The sequence below is a fragment of the Comamonas sp. A23 genome (assembly GCF_004522605.1).
GTDB classification, from domain to species: domain Bacteria; phylum Pseudomonadota; class Gammaproteobacteria; order Burkholderiales; family Burkholderiaceae_C; genus Comamonas; species Comamonas thiooxydans.
In genome coordinates, this window is sequence record NZ_RSDT01000009.1 from 123,806 (window position 1) to 143,494 (window position 19,689).

The 19,689-nt window shown below is 62.6% G+C and carries 14 protein-coding genes; 1 reads left to right on the plus strand and 13 read right to left on the minus strand.

What is annotated here, in order from left to right; genetic code table 11:
• Window positions 1–20: 20 nt before the first annotated feature.
• From EIC84_RS19090 to EIC84_RS19110, 5 genes are all read right to left on the minus strand, one after another.
• Window positions 21–2,432 (minus strand): acyl-CoA dehydrogenase, encoded by a 2,412-nt coding sequence (locus tag EIC84_RS19090; RefSeq protein ID WP_004341279.1) that lies wholly within the window; start codon window positions 2,430–2,432, stop codon window positions 21–23.
• A 29-nt stretch (window positions 2,433–2,461) separates the two neighbouring features.
• Entirely contained in the window at window positions 2,462–4,168 is a 1,707-nt protein-coding gene (locus EIC84_RS19095; protein ID WP_004341281.1) for a GMC family oxidoreductase, read from the minus strand.
• An 88-nt stretch (window positions 4,169–4,256) separates the two neighbouring features.
• Window positions 4,257–6,428: a 3-hydroxyacyl-CoA dehydrogenase NAD-binding domain-containing protein gene (locus EIC84_RS19100; protein WP_004341284.1), complete on the minus strand. Its 2,172-nt coding sequence runs from the start codon at window positions 6,426–6,428 to the stop codon at window positions 4,257–4,259.
• 17 nt (window positions 6,429–6,445) lie between these two features.
• On the minus strand, window positions 6,446–7,651 hold the full coding sequence (locus EIC84_RS19105) for an acetyl-CoA C-acetyltransferase (protein WP_004341287.1): 1,206 nt from the start codon (window positions 7,649–7,651) through the stop codon (window positions 6,446–6,448).
• A 289-nt stretch (window positions 7,652–7,940) separates the two neighbouring features.
• On the minus strand, window positions 7,941–8,684 hold the full coding sequence (locus EIC84_RS19110) for an SDR family NAD(P)-dependent oxidoreductase (RefSeq protein ID WP_004341288.1): 744 nt from the start codon (window positions 8,682–8,684) through the stop codon (window positions 7,941–7,943).
• 184 nt (window positions 8,685–8,868) lie between these two features.
• On the opposite strand from EIC84_RS19110, the gene EIC84_RS19115 reads away from it, so the two are divergent.
• Window positions 8,869–10,002 carry a CaiB/BaiF CoA-transferase family protein gene (locus tag EIC84_RS19115; protein ID WP_004341290.1) on the plus strand — a complete coding sequence of 378 codons (1,134 nt, stop codon included), beginning with the start codon at window positions 8,869–8,871 and terminating at the stop codon, window positions 10,000–10,002.
• Between the two features lie 209 nt (window positions 10,003–10,211).
• Here the strand turns inward: EIC84_RS19115 and EIC84_RS19120 are convergent, their stop codons facing one another.
• The 8 genes from EIC84_RS19120 to EIC84_RS19155 all read right to left on the minus strand — a co-directional run bounded on the left by EIC84_RS19120 (window position 10,212) and on the right by EIC84_RS19155 (window position 19,640).
• Window positions 10,212–11,663: a sensor domain-containing diguanylate cyclase gene (locus EIC84_RS19120; RefSeq protein ID WP_034363660.1), complete on the minus strand. Its 1,452-nt coding sequence runs from the start codon at window positions 11,661–11,663 to the stop codon at window positions 10,212–10,214.
• Between the two features lie 616 nt (window positions 11,664–12,279).
• The gene (locus EIC84_RS19125; RefSeq protein ID WP_004341294.1) at window positions 12,280–13,527 is read right to left on the minus strand and encodes a LuxR C-terminal-related transcriptional regulator; all 1,248 of its coding nucleotides are present in this window, start codon (window positions 13,525–13,527) and stop codon (window positions 12,280–12,282) included.
• Window positions 13,528–13,568: 41 nt separating this feature from the next.
• Window positions 13,569–14,771 carry an acetyl-CoA C-acyltransferase gene (locus EIC84_RS19130; RefSeq protein WP_004341296.1) on the minus strand — a complete coding sequence of 401 codons (1,203 nt, stop codon included), beginning with the start codon at window positions 14,769–14,771 and terminating at the stop codon, window positions 13,569–13,571.
• Window positions 14,772–14,907: 136 nt separating this feature from the next.
• A complete protein-coding gene (locus tag EIC84_RS19135; protein ID WP_004341299.1) occupies window positions 14,908–15,393 on the minus strand; it encodes a MaoC family dehydratase in 486 nt (161 codons plus the stop codon).
• Between the two features lie 2 nt (window positions 15,394–15,395).
• A complete protein-coding gene (locus EIC84_RS19140) occupies window positions 15,396–16,181 on the minus strand; it encodes an SDR family oxidoreductase (protein WP_012837482.1) in 786 nt (261 codons plus the stop codon).
• A 215-nt stretch (window positions 16,182–16,396) separates the two neighbouring features.
• Complete coding sequence (locus EIC84_RS19145) at window positions 16,397–17,560, minus strand: acyl-CoA dehydrogenase family protein (protein ID WP_004341303.1); 1,164 nt, start codon at window positions 17,558–17,560, stop codon at window positions 16,397–16,399.
• A complete protein-coding gene (locus tag EIC84_RS19150; protein ID WP_223305661.1) occupies window positions 17,557–18,696 on the minus strand; it encodes an acyl-CoA dehydrogenase family protein in 1,140 nt (379 codons plus the stop codon). The genes EIC84_RS19145 and EIC84_RS19150 overlap by 4 nt, the downstream gene beginning before the upstream one ends.
• A gap of 68 nt (window positions 18,697–18,764) precedes the next feature.
• Window positions 18,765–19,640, minus strand: a complete 876-nt coding sequence (locus tag EIC84_RS19155) for an SDR family oxidoreductase (protein WP_004341307.1) — start codon at window positions 19,638–19,640, stop codon at window positions 18,765–18,767.
• Window positions 19,641–19,689: the final 49 nt, after the last annotated feature.

Consider the following 19,689-nt stretch of genomic DNA (forward strand, 5'->3'; position numbering starts at 1 on the left):
CGGTGTGCCGCGCCAAGTCACTAGGCAAGCAGTTCGCAGAAGGGCAGGTCCTTGTCCGCACGGGGCTCGGCAGCCAGCCCCAGCACGCGTTCGCCAATGCTGTTGAGCACCACCTCGTCGGTACCGCCGGCAATGCGCATGCCGGCAGAGCCGAACCACAGACGCTCCACCATGGCAAAACGCTCGCCAAGTTCGCTGGCGGCCAGCACGCCGCGCTCGCCCAGCAAGTCGATGGCGAAGTAGCTAAAGGACTGCAGCGCGGCAGCGGCCACGTTCTTGGCACCGCTCATTTCGGGGCCGGGCTGGCGGCCCTTGCTCAGCGCCGTCAGCGCGCGGCACTGCAGCAGCCATAGCGCCTGCTCCTTCAGATAGAGGTCGGCCCAGCGCTCGCGCAGGCGACCGTCCTGCAGCGCCGGCCTGCCGTCAAAGCGATGATCGGCCAGCAAGCCAGCCGTGGTGCGCCACAGCTCGGCGGGCATCACGCCGCCAATGGCCAGGCGCTCTGCCATCAAGCCTGTCAGCGTGACCTTCCAGCCACTGCCCAGCTTGCCCACCATCTGACTATCGGGCACGAACACGTCCTCGAAGAAGACTTCGTTGAACTCGGACTCGCCCCCTGCCTGGCGAATCGGGCGCACGGTAATGCCGGGCGACTTCATGTCGAGGAAGAAGGTGGTCAAGCCTTCAAACTTGCTGGCTTGGGGATTGGTACGAGTCAATACCAGACCAAACTGGGCAAACTGCGCGAGAGAGGTCCAGACCTTCTGGCCGTTGACGATCCAGCCCTCACGGCCATCGGTGGCACGCTCGGCACGTGTGCGCACCATGCCCAGATCGGAGCCGGCACCCGGCTCGCTCAGCAACTGGCACCAGAGGTTTTTTCCGCCCAGTGCCGGGGCCACATGCAGGGCCAGCACTTCGGCGCTGGCGTGCGCCATCACCGATGGCAAAACCATGCCCAGGCTGACGTTGAACATGCCCGTGGGCACCTTGACCTTGCCCTCTTCCTGGCGCCAGATCAGCTCCTGCATGGGCGTGCCGCCACGGCCACCCAGCATCTTGGGCCAGGTAATCGCACCCAAACCCGCTGCAGCCTTCTTGCCCTGCCAGACCCGGGCTGCCTCCATGCGCTGCTCGGCAGTCATGTCACGACCGAAATAGTCGTCGGCACTTGCCTTGGGCACGGCATTGGCTTGCAGCCAGGCGCGGCATTCGGCGCGGAAGGCGGCTTCCTCGGGCGTGTCCCCAAAGTCCATGGACTGGCGGTCAGCCGCGGTCGAGCTCTGCACAATCGTCTCTTTCGCAGGAGCAAGCAATCGTTTTTGCAACTCGGCCGCCACCTGCTCGCGCCAGGCGTGGATACTGCCCAGCTCCACGGCCTGCTGGCGCGCACGGCGGTAGAACAGATGGCAATCCATCTCCCATGTATAGCCCATGCCGCCGTGGGTGTGCAGGTTTTCCTGTGCAGCATCCGACAGCGCCTGAGTGCTGCTCACGCGCGCTGCGGCGGCTGCGCCTGGCAGCTCGGGCGCACCATCAGCCAGAGCCATGTCTGCCGTCAGCGCCCAGGCTCCGTAATAGCAATGCGCACGGGCTAGCTGGTTGTTGGTGTAGAGATTGGCCAGCTTGTGCTTGATGCCTTGATAGGACCCAATGGGCCGGCCAAAGGCCTTGCGCTCCCTGGCGTAGCTGCAGGCCATCTCCAGCGCGGCGTCGGCCGCTCCCAGTTGTTCGAAGGCCAACATCACGGCAGCACGATTGCGCACGCGTGCCAGCACCTTGGCAGCACTGCTGGCTCCGTCAAGCTGCTCGGCCGCCGTGCCGTCAAAGCGCAACAAGGCATAGGGCTTGGAAGGATCCAGCGTCTTGAGCTTCCTGCGCTGCACCGAGCCATCACACCTGAAGGCCACCAGCACATCCTCCCCCGTCGCATTGCGCGCCAGCGCCACACCCCATTGCGCGGCCATGCCGTCGGCCACCAACGGACATTCCCCCTTCAAGGTCTTGCCGTCAAACAGGGGCAGAGCAGATGGCAGCTCCTGCCCGTCCGTCGGCGCTGCCAGACAGCCAATGCTTCCGCCCGAAACCGGCAGCAGCCATTGCTGGCGTTGTGCAGACCGATCCTGTGTAGATAGCAGGACGGCCTGCACCGCCAGATACATGGTCGATGCCAGAGGCACGGGACTGAGCTGGCGGCCAACTTCCTCGGCCACCACGCACATTTCCATGGAACCAAGGCCTATGCCGCCGCAGTCCTCCGGCAGCATCAGGCTGGTCACACCCAGCTGGGCCATGCCGCTCCATACGTCCTGGGCATGGTGACCCTCGCCCTCAAGCAAGGCACGCGCCTGCGTCAGCGGCGATTCCCTGGTCAGGAATTTTCGTATTTCGTTGCGCAATGCGTTCTGGTCGTCACTGAAATCGAAGTTCATCTTTTTGTCTCCACCCATTCTTCCAAAGCTCAAACCACGGCAGCGACACCCGCGACATCCGGTAGCACAGCAGCCACATTCCACTGCCTTGCAGCGGGCGGCGCCAGGCCCAGCACCAGATCCGCGCCCTTGTCGCCAATCACCACCGATGCGGCATTCGTATTGCCCGACACCAGATGCGGCATGACCGAGGCATCGATCACACGCAGCCCCTGCACGCCCTTGACCCGGAGCTCGGGCGTGACCACGCTTCGCGGATCGGCTGCATGGCCCATGCGGCAACTGCCGCTGGCGTGGTGGCCCGAGCCCATGTACATGGAGATCCAGTCCAGCAGTTCCTCGTCGCTTTGCAGGCCAGGTGCCGGGCGCGTCTGCGTTTCGATCAGGCCGGCCAGTGCGGGCTGCTGCGCAATCCTGCTGGCCATGCGTACTCCATGGAGCAGCGCCTTGCGGTCACGCTCGTCGTGCAGAAAGTTCATGCGAATGCTGGCCAGCTCCTCGGGCTTGCTGCTCCTGAGCCTGAGCTGGCCACGTGAATAGGGCCGCACCTGATAGGGCGCCATCGTCATGCCGGGGAAGGCCTCGGTGCGGTAGTTCTTGCCGCCCTGCATATAGCCCTCGATATCGCCGGTCACGGGCAGGCCGTGAATCTGGATGTCGTTATAGGGCAGGCTGGAGTCACTGCGGAACCAGGCGGCAAACTCCGAAGCCGGCATGGCCATGGCGCCCTGCCTGGTCAACAGGTACTGAATGAGCGAAGCGCCAATCCCCAGGCCGCGCAGCGAGCGGTTGAGGCTGGGCGTTCCGGCCTTCATGCGCCAGGACATGGGGACAATCGCATGGTCCTGCAGATTGGCGCCCACCCCGGGCAGATCCACCTTGACCTCGATCCCCATCTCCTGCAGGTGCGCTGCCGGGCCGATGCCCGAAAGCATCAGCAACTGGGGCGACTGCAGGGCCCCTGCACACAGCAGGACTTCCTTGCTGGCGCGAGCTGCATGGTTTGCGCCGGCCTTGTCCCTCCAGTGCACCGTGCTGGCGCGCAGCCCGTCCAGACCTATGCGGGTGACCAGCACCTGCATGCGCACATCCAGATTGCGCCGTTGCATGGCGGGCTCGATGGCGTTTTTGGCCACCGACGAGCGCTGACCATTCTTGAGATTGACCTGAAACAGCCCTGCCCCGTCGGGATGGCCGTTGTTGAAATCCTTGCATGCGGGCATGCCGGCTTGAATGGCGGCCTGTACCATGGCCAGCGATACGGGATGTGGGTTGTGCAGATTGTTGGCCGTCAGCGGCCCGCCGCGCCCATGCCAGGGCCGGGTGAATTCTTGTTCGCTGCGCTGCTGGTCTTCGGTGCGCACAAAGTAGGGCAGCAACTCGTCATAGCTCCAGCCCGCCGCCCCTTGCTCAGCCCAGCTGTCGAAGTCCGCGCGATCGCCGCGCACATAAATCATGCCGTTGATGGAAGATGAGCCTCCCAGGCGCTTGCCTCGCGGCAGGCTAATGCGGCGCTTGGCTGCGTACTGCTCGGGCTCTGTTTCGTGCCCCCAGGAATAACGGGAACTGTTGATCATCTGGCCCCAGCCAGAAGGCATGGAGACCAGCAAATCCTTGTGGCTTGCGCCGCCTTCTAGCAGCAGGACCTTGTGCTGCCGGTTCTCGCTCAGCCGTGCAGCCAGTGTGCCCCCCGCCGAGCCCGCGCCTATGACGATGTAATCGAAGACTTCATCCATGCCTTGTCTCCATTGATGTATTTATCGGATGAGTGTCTGCACATGGGGCGAGCCCTGGCCCGCCCCTAGCGGCACATTTGTGCTCCTGTCAGGCTCTTGCGCTCTTGCCGTAGAAGGTCTGGCCCTTGGCCGCCATATCCCGCAGCAGCTGTGGCGGGCGCAGTTGCTCGCCAAACAGATCTGCCAGGCGATCGGCCTCGGCCACGAACTGCGCCAGACCTATGCCGTCGATAAAGCAGAAGGGGCCGCCGGTATAGGCGGGAAAGCCCACCCCCAGAATCGAGCCGATGTCGCCGTCGGCCGGCGCCAGCAGCACGCCCTCCTCCATGGCACGCGCTCCTTCGACGGCCTGCACATAGAGAATGCGCTGCTTGAGGTCATGCGCACTGGGCTGCGGGGCTTTCAGCGGGTAATACTCGGCCAGGCCCGGCCAGATGCGCTTGCCGCTGCCACCCTCACTGGGGTCGTAGTCATAGAAGCCCTTGCCCACCTTGCGGCCCAGGCGGCCCAGCTCGAACAGCTTGCCGATCACCGGCACGGAGCGACCGGGCCTGTACTCCTCTGGAAACTCCTTGGCCTGAGATTCACCCGCATGCTTGGACAGATCAATCGACAGCTCGTCGGTAATGGCCAGCGGCCCCACAGGCATGCCCGCATGTTTTGCACAGTTCTCTATCAATGCAGGGGCAATGCCTTCGGCCACCATGCCGATGGCATCATCCACAAACGCACCGATGAAGCGGCTGGTGAAAAAGCCGCGCTTGTCGTTGACGACAATCGGCGTCTTCTTGAGCTGAGCCACGAAGTCCAGTGCCTGCGCCAGCGTGGCATCCGATGTCTGCCTGCCGCGAATGACTTCCACCAGCGGCATCTTGTCGGCCGGCGAGAAGAAATGCAGACCGATGAAGCGATCGGGCCGCTCACTCGCCTGCGCCAGCAGACTGATGGGCAGGGCCGATGTGTTGCTGGCCAGCACGCAGCCGGGCGGCAGCACGGCGTCCAGCTTGCGGGTCACTTCGGCCTTGATGGCACGGTCTTCGAACACGGCTTCGACCACCATATCGGCATCGTGCAGCTGCTCGTAATCGGTGCATGGCGTGATGCGAGCGAGGATGGAATCGGCCTTCTCGCGGCTCTGGCGGCCCTTGTCCACCTGCTTGGCCAGCACCTTCTCGGAGTACTGCTTGCCCTTGTCCGCAGCTGCCTGATCCCGGTCTATCAACACCACCTGAATACCGCGCTGGGCGGCCACCAAGGCAATGCCCGCGCCCATCATGCCTGCGCCTATCAGACCCAGCTTGCGGCATTGGAAGGGCTCCAAGCCTGCAGGACGGTGCATGCCTTTCTCGGCCTTGGCCTTGTTGACGAAGAGCGTGCGAATCATGCCGCGCGCCACGGGACTGCGCGACAGCGTGGCCATGTACTTGCTCTCGATGCGCAGGCCCTTGTCGATGGGCAGCTGGCAACCTTCGTAGATGCAGCTTTGAATGCACAGCGGCGCTGGCATATTGTGAAAGGTCTTGGCCTGCAGCATGGTGTTGCCCACCACGAAGGCCGGGGCCACACGCGCATCCAGCGGGCCGCCACCGGGGATGCGAAAGCCTTTCACATCCCAGGGCTGCAGCGCCGTGGGCCTGGCCAGCAGCCAGGCCTTGGCAGCGCCGAGCAGCTGCTCGGGAGCCACCACTTCGTCCACCAGACCGGCTTCCCTGGCCTTCACGGCCTGCAACTGCTTGCCCTCCATGAGAAAAGGCATGGCGGCCAGAATGCCGATCATGCGCGGCAGACGCTGGGTGCCGCCGGCACCGGGCAGCAAGCCCACTTGAGCCTCGGGCAGACCGACCATGACCGTGGGGGCATCGGCTGCAATGCGGTGGTGGCAGGCCAGGCAGATTTCATAGCCGCCGCCCAATGCCATGCCGTTGATGGCCGCCACCAGCGGCTTGCCCAGGGTCTCCAGTTTGCGCAGCAGCCGGGACAGCGATGCGCAGGAGGCGAACAGTTCCTCGATGGGCATGTCCGCCATGGCGTCGATATTGGCCTCCATGCCCATCAGGTCGGCCCCCGCGACAAAGCTGTCCTTGCCCGAGGTAATGATGCCGCCGCGCACCCGGTCGTCGCCGTGCATGCGTGCGATACAGGCCTCCAGGCTGTCCATGAAGGCCTGGTCGATCACATTCATGGTCTTGCCGGGGTAATCCAGCGTCAGCATGGCAATGCCGTCCTCATCTACGGCGTAGCGAATGATTTCCGTTGTCATGACTTCTGCTCCCTCACTCACACGCGTTCGATGATCATGGCCGAGCCCATGCCCGCAGCCACGCACAGGCTGATCAGCGCCGTGCGCTTGCCGCTGCGCTCCAGCTCGTCCAGCACCGTGCCCAGAATCATGGCGCCGGTGGCCCCCAGCGGGTGGCCCATGGCAATCGCTCCGCCGTTGACGTTCATGCGCTCATGGGGAATGTCCAGCTCCTCCATCATGGTCAGCACCACCGTGGCAAAGGCCTCGTTGAGCTCCCACAGATCGATGTCCGAAGCCTGCATGCGCGCCCTGGCCAAAGCCTTGCGTGCGGCATGGGCCGGGCCGTCCAGCATCAAGGTCGGCTCGGAGCCGATGCTGGCAAAGGCGCGGATGCGGGCCCTGGGTTTCATGCCCTGCCTGGCACCGGCCTCGGCCGTGCCGATCAGCACGGCAGCCGCACCGTCGACAATGCCCGAGCTGTTGCCTGCATGGTGATGATGGTGAATCTGCTCGACCTGCGGATAGCGCTGCAGCGCCACGCTGTCATAACCGTATTTCTGGCCCATCTCGGTGAAAGCGGGCTTGAGGGCGGCCAGCGAATCGGCGGTGGTCTCGGCTCGAATGGTCTCGTCCTTTTCCAGCAGCGTCATGCCCAGGAAGTCTTTGACGGGAACGACAGACTGGTCAAAGCGACCTTCCGTCCAGGCCTTGGCCGCGCGGCGGTGGCTTTCGGCCGAGTACTCGTCCAGATCACGGCGGCTGTGGCCGCGCAGCGATGCCAGCAAGTCTGCCGAGATGCCCTGCATCACGAAATAGGTCTTGCTGGCCAGCTGCGGGTCCTGCGCCCAGGCGCCGCCATCGGAGCCCATGGGTACGCGGGACATCATCTCCACACCGGCGCCAATCGTCATATCGGCCTGGCCGGCCATCACCTTGGCTGCAGCAAAGCTCACCGCCTCCAGGCCCGAGCCGCAGTAGCGATTGAGCTGCACGCCGGCCACGCTCTGCGCATAGTCGGCCTGCAGCACCGCCATGCGGCCCACATTGCCGCCCTGCTCGCCCACGGGCACCACGCAGCCCATGACCACGTCGTCCACCACCGCCGTATCGAGCCGATTGCGCTCACGCAGCGCCACCAGCGGCTGCGCGGCCAGCCAGACCGGCGTCACCTCATGCAGCGCTCCATCCGGCTTGCCCTTGCCTCGGGGGGTTCGGACATGGTCGAAGATCAATGCCTCCATCTGCTTTCCTCACATCACCAGGTTGTTATCGAGTTCTTATTCAGATTGCCATACGGCTTTTGCCCAAACCTACCTGATTCGGACTAGGGGCAGACTATGAGAAAAACCGGTCGCATCCGCCCCTGGTGGCACATGGCCGGCCTCTGTGGGTGCGAAAGCCGGTTTGCGCCGCCAGAATGCCCCCAGCAGGGGCTTTGTCGCCTTCGGTGCCGCAGCTCGCGGTCTCATGAGCGACAAAAAAGCCTCCCGGCTTGAACCACCGGAAGGCTGTTGAGGACGGCTGCTGAACTCAGGCCACCAGACCACCGCCGTTGACCGGCAGCACCTGGCCGTTGACCCACTCAGCCTCGGTCGATGCGAGATAGCTCACGGCCGCCCCCACATCCTGGGGCGATCCGGCCCGGCCCACGGACGTGCCCTTTCTGGCAATCTTCTCCGAGCCTTCCCAATTGTTCATGGTGCCCAGCGACAGAGCGTTGGCCGTCACCCCGTGCGGGCCCACTTCGCCCGAGAGATTGCGAATGAAGCCAATCGCTGCCGCCTTGGCCGCACCATAGGCACACAGCCCCATGCCCGTGGCCGTGCGCGCCGCGTCGGAGTTGATGGCCACAATGCGCCCCCAGCCCTGCTCCTGCATGGCGGGCAGCAGAGCCTGGCAGGCATGCATCAACCCATGCAGATTGAGCTGCAGCCAGGCGTTCCATTCGGACTCGGGCGACTGCAGAAACGGCGTGTAGCCCCAGCCCTGGGCCGGGATGCCGGCGTTGTGCACAAAGATATCGACGACACCGACCTCGGCCTGGATGCGCTCGACCATGGCAAAGATGGCGGCGCGATCCGTCAGGTCCGCCGCCTGGGCCGATGCCTTCAATCCCGCTTCGCACAATTGACGTGCCGCACTCTCGGCACGGTCCTGATGAAAGTCGTTCACCACCACATGTGCGCCCTGCGCAGCCAGCGCCTGCGCGATGCCGAACCCCATGCCGCGCCCGCCGCCGCTGACCAGCGCCACTTTCCCATCCAGCCTGAACATGTATTGCTCTCCTTTTTTTATGGAATGTCCAGTGTTGGCCTGGCTTTCACCCTGGACATACTCCAAACGGACGGGTCCAAAACCGGCAGGATCAACAAGATAGAAAAGTCGCAGACAAAAACAGGAGACCGACTTGAGTACAGAACACCCTTTCCAAGGCCAGAGCCCAGGGCCTTTGAGCGGAATGCGCGTCATCGAATTTGCAGGCATCGGCCCTGCCCCCTTTGCCGGCATGATGCTGGCCGATATGGGTGCCGAAGTGATTCTCATCGAGCGCAGCGCAGACCATGCTGCGGCATCCCGCTACCCGCGCATGGCGCAGAACCGGGGCAAGAAGTCCATCGCGCTGGACCTCAAGTCCGAGGGCGGACGCGCCGCCGCCTGGAAGCTGATCGAGTCTGCCGACGCGCTCATCGAGGGCTTCAGACCCGGCGTGATGGAGCGCCTGGGCTTCAGCCCCGAGGAAGTCGCCCGCCGCGCGCCCCGCCTGGTCTTTGGCCGCGTCACCGGCTGGGGCCAGACCGGCCCCCTGTCCCAGGCCGCAGGCCATGACATCAACTATGTGGCGCTGACGGGCGTGATGTCCACCTCCATGCGCCCCGGCCAGGCGCCCGTGCTGCCGCCCACCATCGTGGGCGATATGGCGGGCGGTGCCATGTTCTTGCTGTTCGGAATCATGTGCGCCATGCACGAGGCACGTCAATCCGGCAGGGGTCAGGTGGTGGACGCAGCCATGATCGACGGAGTGAGCGCCATGAGTGGCCTGATGCACCAGATGCGCAGTGGCATGGGCTACTGGAAGGACGATCCCGCGCAGAATCACTTTCTCAACACTTCACCCTTCTATGAAGTGTTCGAGTGCGCAGATGGCAAGCACATCACCCTGGGCGCCATCGAGCCGCCGTTCTATGCCCTGCAGCTGCAGAAGCTGGGCCTGACCGATGTGGACCCCAGGCGCCAGTACCAAAGCTCCGACTGGCCCGAAGTCAAGGCCCGCGTGGCCGAAATCGTGCGCAGGAAGACGCAGGCACAGTGGAGCGAAGAGCTCGAAGGCAGCGATGTCTGCTTTGCCCCGGTGCTGAGCCTGGCCGAGGCACCCGCTCATCCGCACAACGCCCGGCGCAATCTGTTCGTCGATCTGGAAGTGGACGGCAGTATCCAGTGCCAGCCCTCGCCGGCCCCACGCTTTTCACGCACCCCTGCGCGCAGCCCCACACCGGGAACCAGAATCGGCCAGGACACCGATGCCGTGCTCGCGTCCCTGGGCTATGCCCAGGCCGATATAGCGGCGCTGCGCGAGAGCAAGGCCTGTGCCTGAGCAGCCGGCGAGGCGACCAAGCGGTTCACTGGATGGAAGCTACTTAAAATATAGCTACTCTCGCTTTATATGACTAGATTTCAGATATTTTTCATATTGAAATCCATGTATATCAGGCGATAGCAGCTATCACTATTCAGGCAACTTGCTTTGCCGGGGTGGACGCTGCCATGCAGGCCAAGCCCCAAGTCACCAGAGCGGCTGCGGCGCTATGCCGCAGACGTGCTGGATAGAACGACCTTGTTGCGCCCGGTCATCTTGGCGCCGTACAGCGCCTTGTCGGCCGAACGCAGCACCTCCTGCACGTCCAGATCCTTGCCCGGCACCCAGGCCGCACAACCGATGCTGACCGTGATGCAGCCGAATTCGCTTCCGGTGTGCGCAATCGCAAGCTCGGAGACTGCCTCCCGGATGTTCTCGGCAATCAGCGCGCCTCCATCCAGGGTCGTGTCCGGCAGCACCACGATGAATTCCTCCCCCCCATAGCGGGCCGCACTGTCCTCGGGGCGCCGGATATTGCTGGCAATGCATCTGGCCACGGTCGCCAGAACCATATCCCCGGCCTGATGTCCGTAGGTGTCGTTGTAGGCCTTGAACCAGTCGATATCCACGAACAGCAGCGAGAAGGCGCTGTGACTTCTTTTGGCCCTGTGCCACTCGTGCTCGATGATCTCGTCGAGCTTGCGGCGGTTGTTCAGGCCGGTCAGTCCATCGGTACGCGCCAGCAGCGCCAGTTCGGACTCTGCGCGCATGCGGCGCTTGAGCTGCACTCCGAACGCGAAGGACAGGCCGATGAAAGCCATGGTGAGCGTTCCCATGACGGAGGCAATCAGCAAGGCGCGCTGGCGCCAGACTGCGTAGATATCGGAATGCGCTTTCGCCACCATGATGATGAATGGCAAGCTCGGAAGATTCTTGAAGTAGTACGCGCGCTGCGCGCCATCCAGGTACGACGTATCCGAAAAGCTGCCTTCGGGTGCCGACATGAACTGCTGGAACGTGCTTGCATTGCGGATATTGCGCCCGATGACCTTGGCATCGAAGGGCTGACGCATCATCATGGCGCCATCTTTTCTGATCAGGGCCAGCGATCCATGCTTGCCCAGCGAAAGCGCGGAGAACAGTTTCTGAAAGTACTCCAGCTGAACATCGATCAGCACAATGCCGGCGAAAGAGCCGTCCGCATGGGAAATCCGACGACTCAGAGGAATGCTCAGGGAACCGCCATGCAGCGCGGATGAATAAGGGTCCCCCACGTAGAGCCCGATGCTTGAGCTTTCCTTGTGCACCTTGAAAAAGTCATGATCCGAGTAATGCCCGTTCACCGAATTCTCGGCCCCTGCATTGAGGGCAATTTTTCCGTCTGCGTCAAGAACCAGGATGGATCCCAGATAGGTCGCGGTCGCGGCCTTGTCGAACAAGGCCGCATTACGCAAATGCGGCGAGGCAGCCATCACTTCGGAATCGTTGAGTCCATCGACTACGGCTTGCAACGATAGTGCATAGAGCTCGAAGTTCCGAACCACGTCATTTTCAGCAAGAAGGGCAACATTGCGCGATGTTTCTATCGCATGCTCCATTGCATCCAGTCGACTCTGGTAGAGGACTACGGTACAGATCGCGGTCATCGACAGCGCAATAACCCCTCCCACCAAGAGCATTGCATAAGGCGCACTAGAAATGAATTTGAAGTGATCAAAAGCAGACTTGCGAAATAGTTTCATGTCGTTGCTTTATTTGAGCGAGCCGGTCACATTTCTTCTGTTGAGCCATGCAAGTGCTTTCTTCCGTAGGAACACCGAATACTCGCCCCGCGCCCTGTCATTCTGCCTGGGTTTCTCTGGTGAGGGTCGGGGGCTATCTTGCTCTGGCCGGCATTCGCGCCGCGACCGCCAGCTTGTTTTCAAACGATTGAACTGGCGTGGATGGAATCTATGAGAAGCAAGCCTGGGAGACCACAGGACCATCCTGCACGGACAAGCTGTGCGCAAGCAGACTCAAGAGCCTGAAGATTTCGCCAGGGAGTGCATGGAGCTCATTCGCTGGGCTTGCCTCCAACCGGAAAGTCATTTCTGCATCGGCGCCATTTCGTCCCGGCCTCGCCTTCAATGAGTCACGGCCGCCCTATGCCCGGTCACGAGCAACCGGAATCCGGGCCTCCCATCGACATGCTGTCGCGAGGTATTTTGCACGGTCATTGTCGAAAGCAAACTGCCCGGATCTGCGCCATATGCAAAAAACGGGCCGAAGCCCGCTTTTTATTTCCACCAACCGTCGTCACTTGTTCCCCAGCCAGGCCACGCTGTTGAGGAAGATGCGCACCAGCTCGGTCTGGCGGCGCACCCCCGTCTTGGAGAAGATGGAGCGCAGATGGGCTCGCGCCGTGTTGCGGCGGATGTTGAGCGCTTCGGCGGCCTCTTCCAGCGACAGGCCATTGGCCAGTTGAATGGCCAGCGAAGTCTCGGCCGGCGTCAGCTGGAACAGCTGCTGAGCCAGCTTCACGGGAGGGTCTGCCTTGCCGCCGGTGTCGCGTACAAAGACGGCGACACTGGGGCGCTGCTTGCCCTCGGTCCACTCGTCGGGAGAAATGCTTTGCACCACCACGCCCCAGTTGAGCTGGCCGGACTGCCGGCTGACCGACATGCCTTCGGTCATGGACAGGCGCGAGACCTGTGTATGCATGAGCGCATCCTTGATCAGGCGCTGCAGCTTGCGGTTGTCATTGGCGTAGTTGGCCTCCAGCATGCCGCCGGAGATCTTCAGACCGTCCTGCATGTCCAGAATGCTGGCCGCGGCGGGATTGCACTCCAGCACATTGCCGTTCTGATCGAGGATGACCACCCCCACCATCAGCTGGGCCGTGGCCTTGCTGTAGAGGGAGATGACCTGACGGTCCTGGTTCACCGACAGATGCAGGTTCAACGCGCGCTTGATATGCGGCAGCATCATGGAGCCAAAGGCACGCTCCTGCTTGTTGAAAGCCGGGGCACCTTCGGGCCGCGTGATGCGCAGACCGTAGACGCAACTGTCCTTGGTGACGATGTCGGCTGCCATCACGTGGAACACCTGCAGCTGCTTGCACCAGTCGTTGTAGTAGCTTGAAGCGCGCCACTCGGACTCGGGCATCACATCCCCCACGGTCACGATACGATCGGTAGGCATGCTGCGAAACGGGCTCATGCTGATCTTGGGGCAGTTCGGCATCAGATCGCGGCGGTCGCCTGCGGCCGAGACGATCAGCCCCACATCATCGGCGGAGCCTGGGCGCACTATGAGCGAGGCGTAATTGCCTCCCAGTTGCAGACGCAGAGTCTCCAGAAAAGGCTTCCAGCCTTCCGGATCCATGGCAGCTTCATAGAGCTGACTGATCAGCGCACTGAACTGCTCGGCGCTCACGAAGGGTGCATCGGCCGATGCGCGCACGGGGGTCGGGGTGTCGAATATGGGCACATCCTTGATCACGCAAGCGATGGAACTTGGCGTGTAGGTGGAAAAACCCATCTTGGCGAAAGCGCTGTCCATCATGTTCAACTCCTTGGTTGAAGGTTGGTTGCAGACAGATCGGATCAGCTCAGCTCAAACAGGCCGGCAGCGCCCATGCCGCCGCCAATACACATGCTCACAACCACAAAACGCACGCCGCGGCGACGCCCCTCCAGCAGGGCGTGACCAACCAGACGTGCGCCCGACATGCCGAAGGGGTGGCCGATGGAGATCGCGCCGCCGTTGACGTTCAGGCGCTCATCGGGAATGCCCAGTTTGTCGCGGCTGTAGATCACCTGGCAGGCAAATGCCTCGTTGATTTCCCACAGGCCGATGTCGCCAACCGTCAGCCCATGCTGCTTGAGCAGCTTGGGGATGGCATAGACGGGGCCGATCCCCATTTCATCGGCACGGCAGCCTGCCACGGCCACGCCGCGATAGATGCCCAGAGGCGCGAGGCCGCGACTGCGGGCTTCGTCGGCACTCATCACCACACAGGCGCTGGCACCGTCGGACAGCTGGGATGCATTGCCGGCCGTGATGAACTGGCCTTGCTCCACCCACTGGCCGCTCTTCCATACAGGCTTGAGCTTGGCCAGATTCTCAAGCGTGGTGTCGGCACGGTTGCCCTCGTCGCGGGTCAGCGTGACTTCCTCGCTGCCGGTGACATTGCCTTCCTTGTCAAACAGCTGCTTGACCGTGGTCAGCGGCACGATTTCATCGTCGAACAGGCCACGAGCCTGTGCGGCGGCCACGCGCTGCTGGCTGCGCAGCGAGTACTCGTCCTGGGCTTCACGACTGATGCCGTAACGCTGGCTGACCAGCTCGGCCGTCTCTATCATCTGGATGTAGGCTGTGGGCTCTGCGGCCAGCACAGCCTTCGATTGGGCGCGGTACGAGTTCTTGTACTTGTTCTGAACCAGGGAAATGGACTCCAGCCCGCCGGCCACAGCGATATTCATCTCGCCGGTCATGACACCCTTGGCAGCCGTGGCAATGCTCATCAGGCCCGATGCGCACATGCGATCGATCACCATTCCGCCCACGGATTCCGGCAGGCCGGCGGTATAGCCGCACAGACGCCCCAGGTTGTAGCCCTGCGTGCCCTGCTGCGCGGCAATGCCCAAAATGACATCATCCACATCCGCACCAGCCACGTTCGCCTTGTTGAGCGCCGCGCGAATGACGTGTCCGCCCAGCACCGGAGCTTCGGTGTCGTTGAAGGCACCACGGTAAGCCTTGCCTATGGGGGTACGTGCCGTCGAAACGATGACTGCGTCTTTCATGTCTTTGTCTCCTAACTTTCTTTTCGTCGCGCCCTGGGCAGCTTTTGCTGCCGTATCGAGGTCGGCCACTCTGTCGGCAGCTCATCCCTCTTCACAAAAAATGCAATCTCCCGCCGAAGCAGGCGCTTGCACACACTCAATTTTCCCGGATAAAGAACAGCCTGCTGATGGTTTCAACCACACAGCCGGGTTTATCCTGATTCCTGACCTGTACGGTGATTCGGATCGTGACCTGTACGCCGTCTTCTCCGATAGGCGTCGCCGCCACCACCTCGCCGCTGCCACGCACGAAGCTGTTCACCAGCACCGGAGCCGGAAAACGCACCTTCTCGCAACCATAGTTGACGCCCATCTTCAGCCCCTGATAGCTGACCAGCTGAGGCAAAAACAGATTGGCCAGAGACAGCGTCAGATATCCATGGGCCACGCAGGCGCCGAACGGACCGTTCCTGGCCTGCTCGGGGTCCACGTGAATCCATTGGTGATCGCCCGTGGCATCGGCAAACTGATTGATGCGCTCCTGCGTGATCTGCACCCATTCGGTCTCGCCCAGTTGACGCCCCACCGATGCCTGCACCGAGGCTGCCGAGTCAAACAGCATCTTGTCTGCGACTGCATTCATGCTCAGGCCCTCTGCGAGCTGACGGACACCACTTCACCCGTCATGTACGAGGAGTAGTCGCTGGCCAGGAAGATCATCACATTGGCTACTTCCCAGGGCTCGGCACCCCGACCAAAGGCTTCCTTCTCGGACAACTTGGCCAGCAGCTCTTCAGAGGCCGACTTCTTGAGGAAGGCGTGAATGGCGATGGAAGGCGCCACGGCGTTGATGCGGATGCCGAATTCGGCCGCTTCCAGCGCCGAACAGCGTGTGAGGGCCATCACGCCCGCCTTGGCTGCCGCGTAATGAGCCTGCTCGGTCTGGGCGCGCCAGCCCAGCACCGAGGCGTTGTTGACGATCACACCCTTGCCGCGTGGCTGCATCAGCTTGAGCGCTGCGCGCGTCATGCGGAAGGTGCCGGTCAGCGTGATGTCGATGACCTTGCTCCACTCGTCATCGCCCATGTCGACGACCTTGCAACTGGTGCCCAGACCCGCGTTATTGATCAGCACATCGATACCGCCCATGGCGCTGTCGGCTTCGGAGATCAGCGCCTGCACCTGCTCTTCCTTGCTCACGTCGCAGAGCTTGCCAAAGACCTGGGACAAACCCGTATCTTTTTTGATCTGCTCCACGGCTTCGGCCAGCCGACGCTCATGCACGTCGGAGATGAACAAGGCCTTGCAGCCCTCCTCTGCTGCTCGTTTTGCAGCTGAAAAGCCGATACCGGCGCCAGCAGCAGCGGTAACGAGCACAGTTTTGTCTTTGAGCAGGCCGTGGGGAGCAACGTAAGAGGGAGCGCTAGTCATTTGTCATTCAAAAGTAGTTGCCTCGATCTTCCGATCGCCGCTGCGCTGCAGCATCGTCACTTTGGACGATAGGTCATTCCCTAATGTCGCTGGGAGGACATTTCAAAGGAGAAAATGCTGCAAACCACCAGGGAGAACCCGCGGTTCACAGCATCTTCTTTGGAGCCACTCAGCGTATTCACCTACTCCAATGACCAAGGAGCAGGCGCGTTCGATCAGCGCGGCATGCCCAGTGCACGTTCGGCAATGAGGTTCATCTGAATCTCGTTGGTGCCTGCATAGATGGTGTCGGCACGGCTGACCAGCCATAGCTGCTGCAAAGCGCTGAACGCGGGATCCCTGAGCACCAGTTCGCCCTGCTCGCCCAGCACATCCATGGCCAGCTCGCCCAGATCACGGTGCCAGTTGGACCATGCGTATTTGGATACGGAAGCCACACGGAAGGGCGTGCTCACATCGCTTGCGCGCAGCGCATGGGCGCGCAGAGTCTGCAGACCCATATCGGCCTTGGCCAGGCGCTGGCGCAGTAGCGGGTCGCGGGCAGCGCCATTGCGCTTGGCCAGGGCTATGATCAGGTCCAGCTCATGGCGGAAATGTGCCTGCTGACCCAGCGTGGATGCACCGCGCTCGCAGCCCAGCAGATACATGGCGACCTTCCAGCCATCGCCCACGGGGCCCAGATGCAGGGTGCCTTCGGTGCGTGCGCCATCAAAGAAAACTTCGTTGAACTCCGAGCCACCGGTGATCTGGCGAATGGCACGCACTTCCACGCCAGGCTGGTTGATGGGCACCAGCAGCAGGCTCAGACCCGAGTGACGGGTGCTGCCCTCTTCGGTACGCGCCAGCACGAAAATCCATTCGGATTCATGGGCCCACGATGTCCAGACCTTCTGGCCGTCGATCACCCACTCGCCCGTGGCTTCATCGCGGCGTGCCTTGGTGCGAATCGCGGCCAGGTCGGAGCCCGCGCCGGGCTCGGAGTAGCCCTGAGCCCAATAGTCGGTACCGGCCAGAATGCCGGGCAGAAAACGCTGTTTCTGCTCGGGCGTGCCAAAAGCCATCAGCGTGGGGGCCAGCAGGGTCTCGCCGATATGACCGATGCGGCCGGGACCGCCGCAGCGTACATACTCCTCGTGGAAGATGACTTGCTGGGCCAGCGGGACGTTGCGGCCGCCGTACCGGGTCTCCCAGCCCAGGCCGGTCCAGCCGCCCTTGGCCAGCTCCTGCTCCCATTCCTTGGCCAGTTGCGCGTCATAACCTTCAGCACCCAGACCGCTGGCATGCTTGAGCGGGGCGAACCGCCCTGTCAGATGTTGGGCCATCCATTCACGCACTTCAGCGCGAAAGGCTTCATTGATTTCCGACTCCTGCATCTTCATGCTGCCTCCGTCACGCTCTCGTCCAACAAACGCGCAGCCACCAGCTCGCGCCACTGCTCCACCGTGCCCATGCGCTGGCTGGATGCCTGCGCGCGGCGGAAGAACAGATGCGGATCAAACTCCCAGGTGAATCCCACTCCGCCGTGCAACTGAATGCTTTCGCGCGTGGAAAAGAGAGCAGCCTCCGTTGCATCTGTGCGAGCTTGAGCCGCGAAGTAGCTCAGATCGCTCGTGACGTCGGCGCCATCAGCTATGAAAGCTGCAGCATAGACGGCAGAACGAGCGGTCTCCACCTTCACCAGCATCTGCGCTGCCCGGTGCTTGACGCCCTGAAAACTGCCCACGGCCTTGCCGAACTGCTGACGCTCCTTGGTGTATTCCACGGCCAGATTCAGCGCGCGCTCGGCCACACCGACTTGTTCAGCCGCCAAACCGATGGCCGCCAGATTGCGGGTCTGCGCCCACAGGCTCCTGAGCGCCTCGCCATGCATCAACACGGCAGCGCCAGTCAATCTCACATTAACGGCCATGACATCGGCACTGCTGCGTGTGGCGTCCACCGTAGTCAGCGCCTGCACGCTCAAACCTTCTTCCTTGGCATGCACTTCCAGCAGGGCCAGCGAGCCGCAAGGCAGAGTAGCGGGCAGCAGGAACACATCGGCATGTGCTCCGGATCCCACCTGACTCCACTGGCCATTGAGCACCAGCGCATCGCCTTCGAGCTTCACGGTCGCGGCCGCGGGCAGCTCACCACGCACCGTCATGCCCAGAACGCAGATCCGGCCCGAGGCCGCCAGGCGCTCCACCACGCCCAGACCCTGCCCGGTCTGGCTCAACGCTTGCCACAACGGCGTCACTGCGACGACAGCGTCAAAAAATGGCACGCAGGCCAGGTGATAGCCCATCTGCTCCTGAAGCAGCACCAGCTCGCGCCAGCCCAGACCCATGCCACCTGCGGCTTCGGGCAGGGCCACGCTGCACCAGCCCATGTCCAGCACTTCCTGCCACAGGGCACGGTCCAGCCCGCCCTCGGTTTCAGAAACCTTGCGCACCTGCGCCGTGCTGCTTTTTTCCTGCAGAAACACCGCGGCGCTCTCGGCGATCATTTTTTGTTCTTCGTTCAGACTTAAATCCATGATGGCTCGCGTCCTGAGTTCTTCATCGAATGGGAAGGCCGGGCCCATGCCCCGGCTGATTCTTCTGCTTAGGTCCCGTAGACCTTCTGAGGAGCCTTGCCCTCGGCGATCAGCTGATCGACCACACCTGACAGCTCGGCAGGCTCCCAGCGCGCCTGCTTGTCATTGATCTTGCCGGTGAACCAGCCGTCGGCCACGGACAGCTCGCCGCCCTTGGCTTCGAAGCAGCGGCCCGTCACATGCCTGGACTGGCTGCTGCCCAGCCAGACGACGATGGAGGCCACGTTCATGGGGTCCCAGACGTCGAAGCCGGATTCGGGCTTCTTGACCATATCGGGCATGGCGCCTTCGGTCATGGAGGTGCGCGCAGCAGGTGCCAGACAGTTGGCTGTGATGCCGTAGCGCGCCAGCTCCGCGGCCTGCACCAGTGTCAGACCGGCGATGCCGGCCTTGGCTGCAGCATAGTTGCTCTGGCCTATGGAGCCTTGCAGGCCCGCGCCGGAGCTGGTGTTGATGATGCGCGCATCCACGTCCTTGCCGGCCTTCTTCTGATCGCGCCAGTAGCCGCCAAACACCTTGGCCATGCAGAAATGTCCGCGCAGATGCACGCGCATGACCATATCCCAGTCCTCTTCGGACAGGCTCAGGAACATGCGGTCGCGCAGCACGCCCGCGTTGTTGACGATGACCTGCACATCGCCAAAGGCGGCCAGTGCCGCATCGAGAATCGATTGCGCTCCGGCCACCGTGGTGATGTCACCCGTGTTGGCCAGCGCCTTGCCACCAGCGGCCTTGACTTCCTCGGCCACGGCCTGGGCGGCTTCGGCACGGATGTCGTTGACCACCACATTTGCACCTTCTTGCGCGAAGGCCAGCGCATAAGCGCGGCCCAGGCCACCGCCTGCACCGGTGATGACGACGGTTCTCTGGTTGCAAATACCCATTTCTTTCCCCTTTTGCTTGCAATGCAGACAACCTCATGGCCGTCTGCCT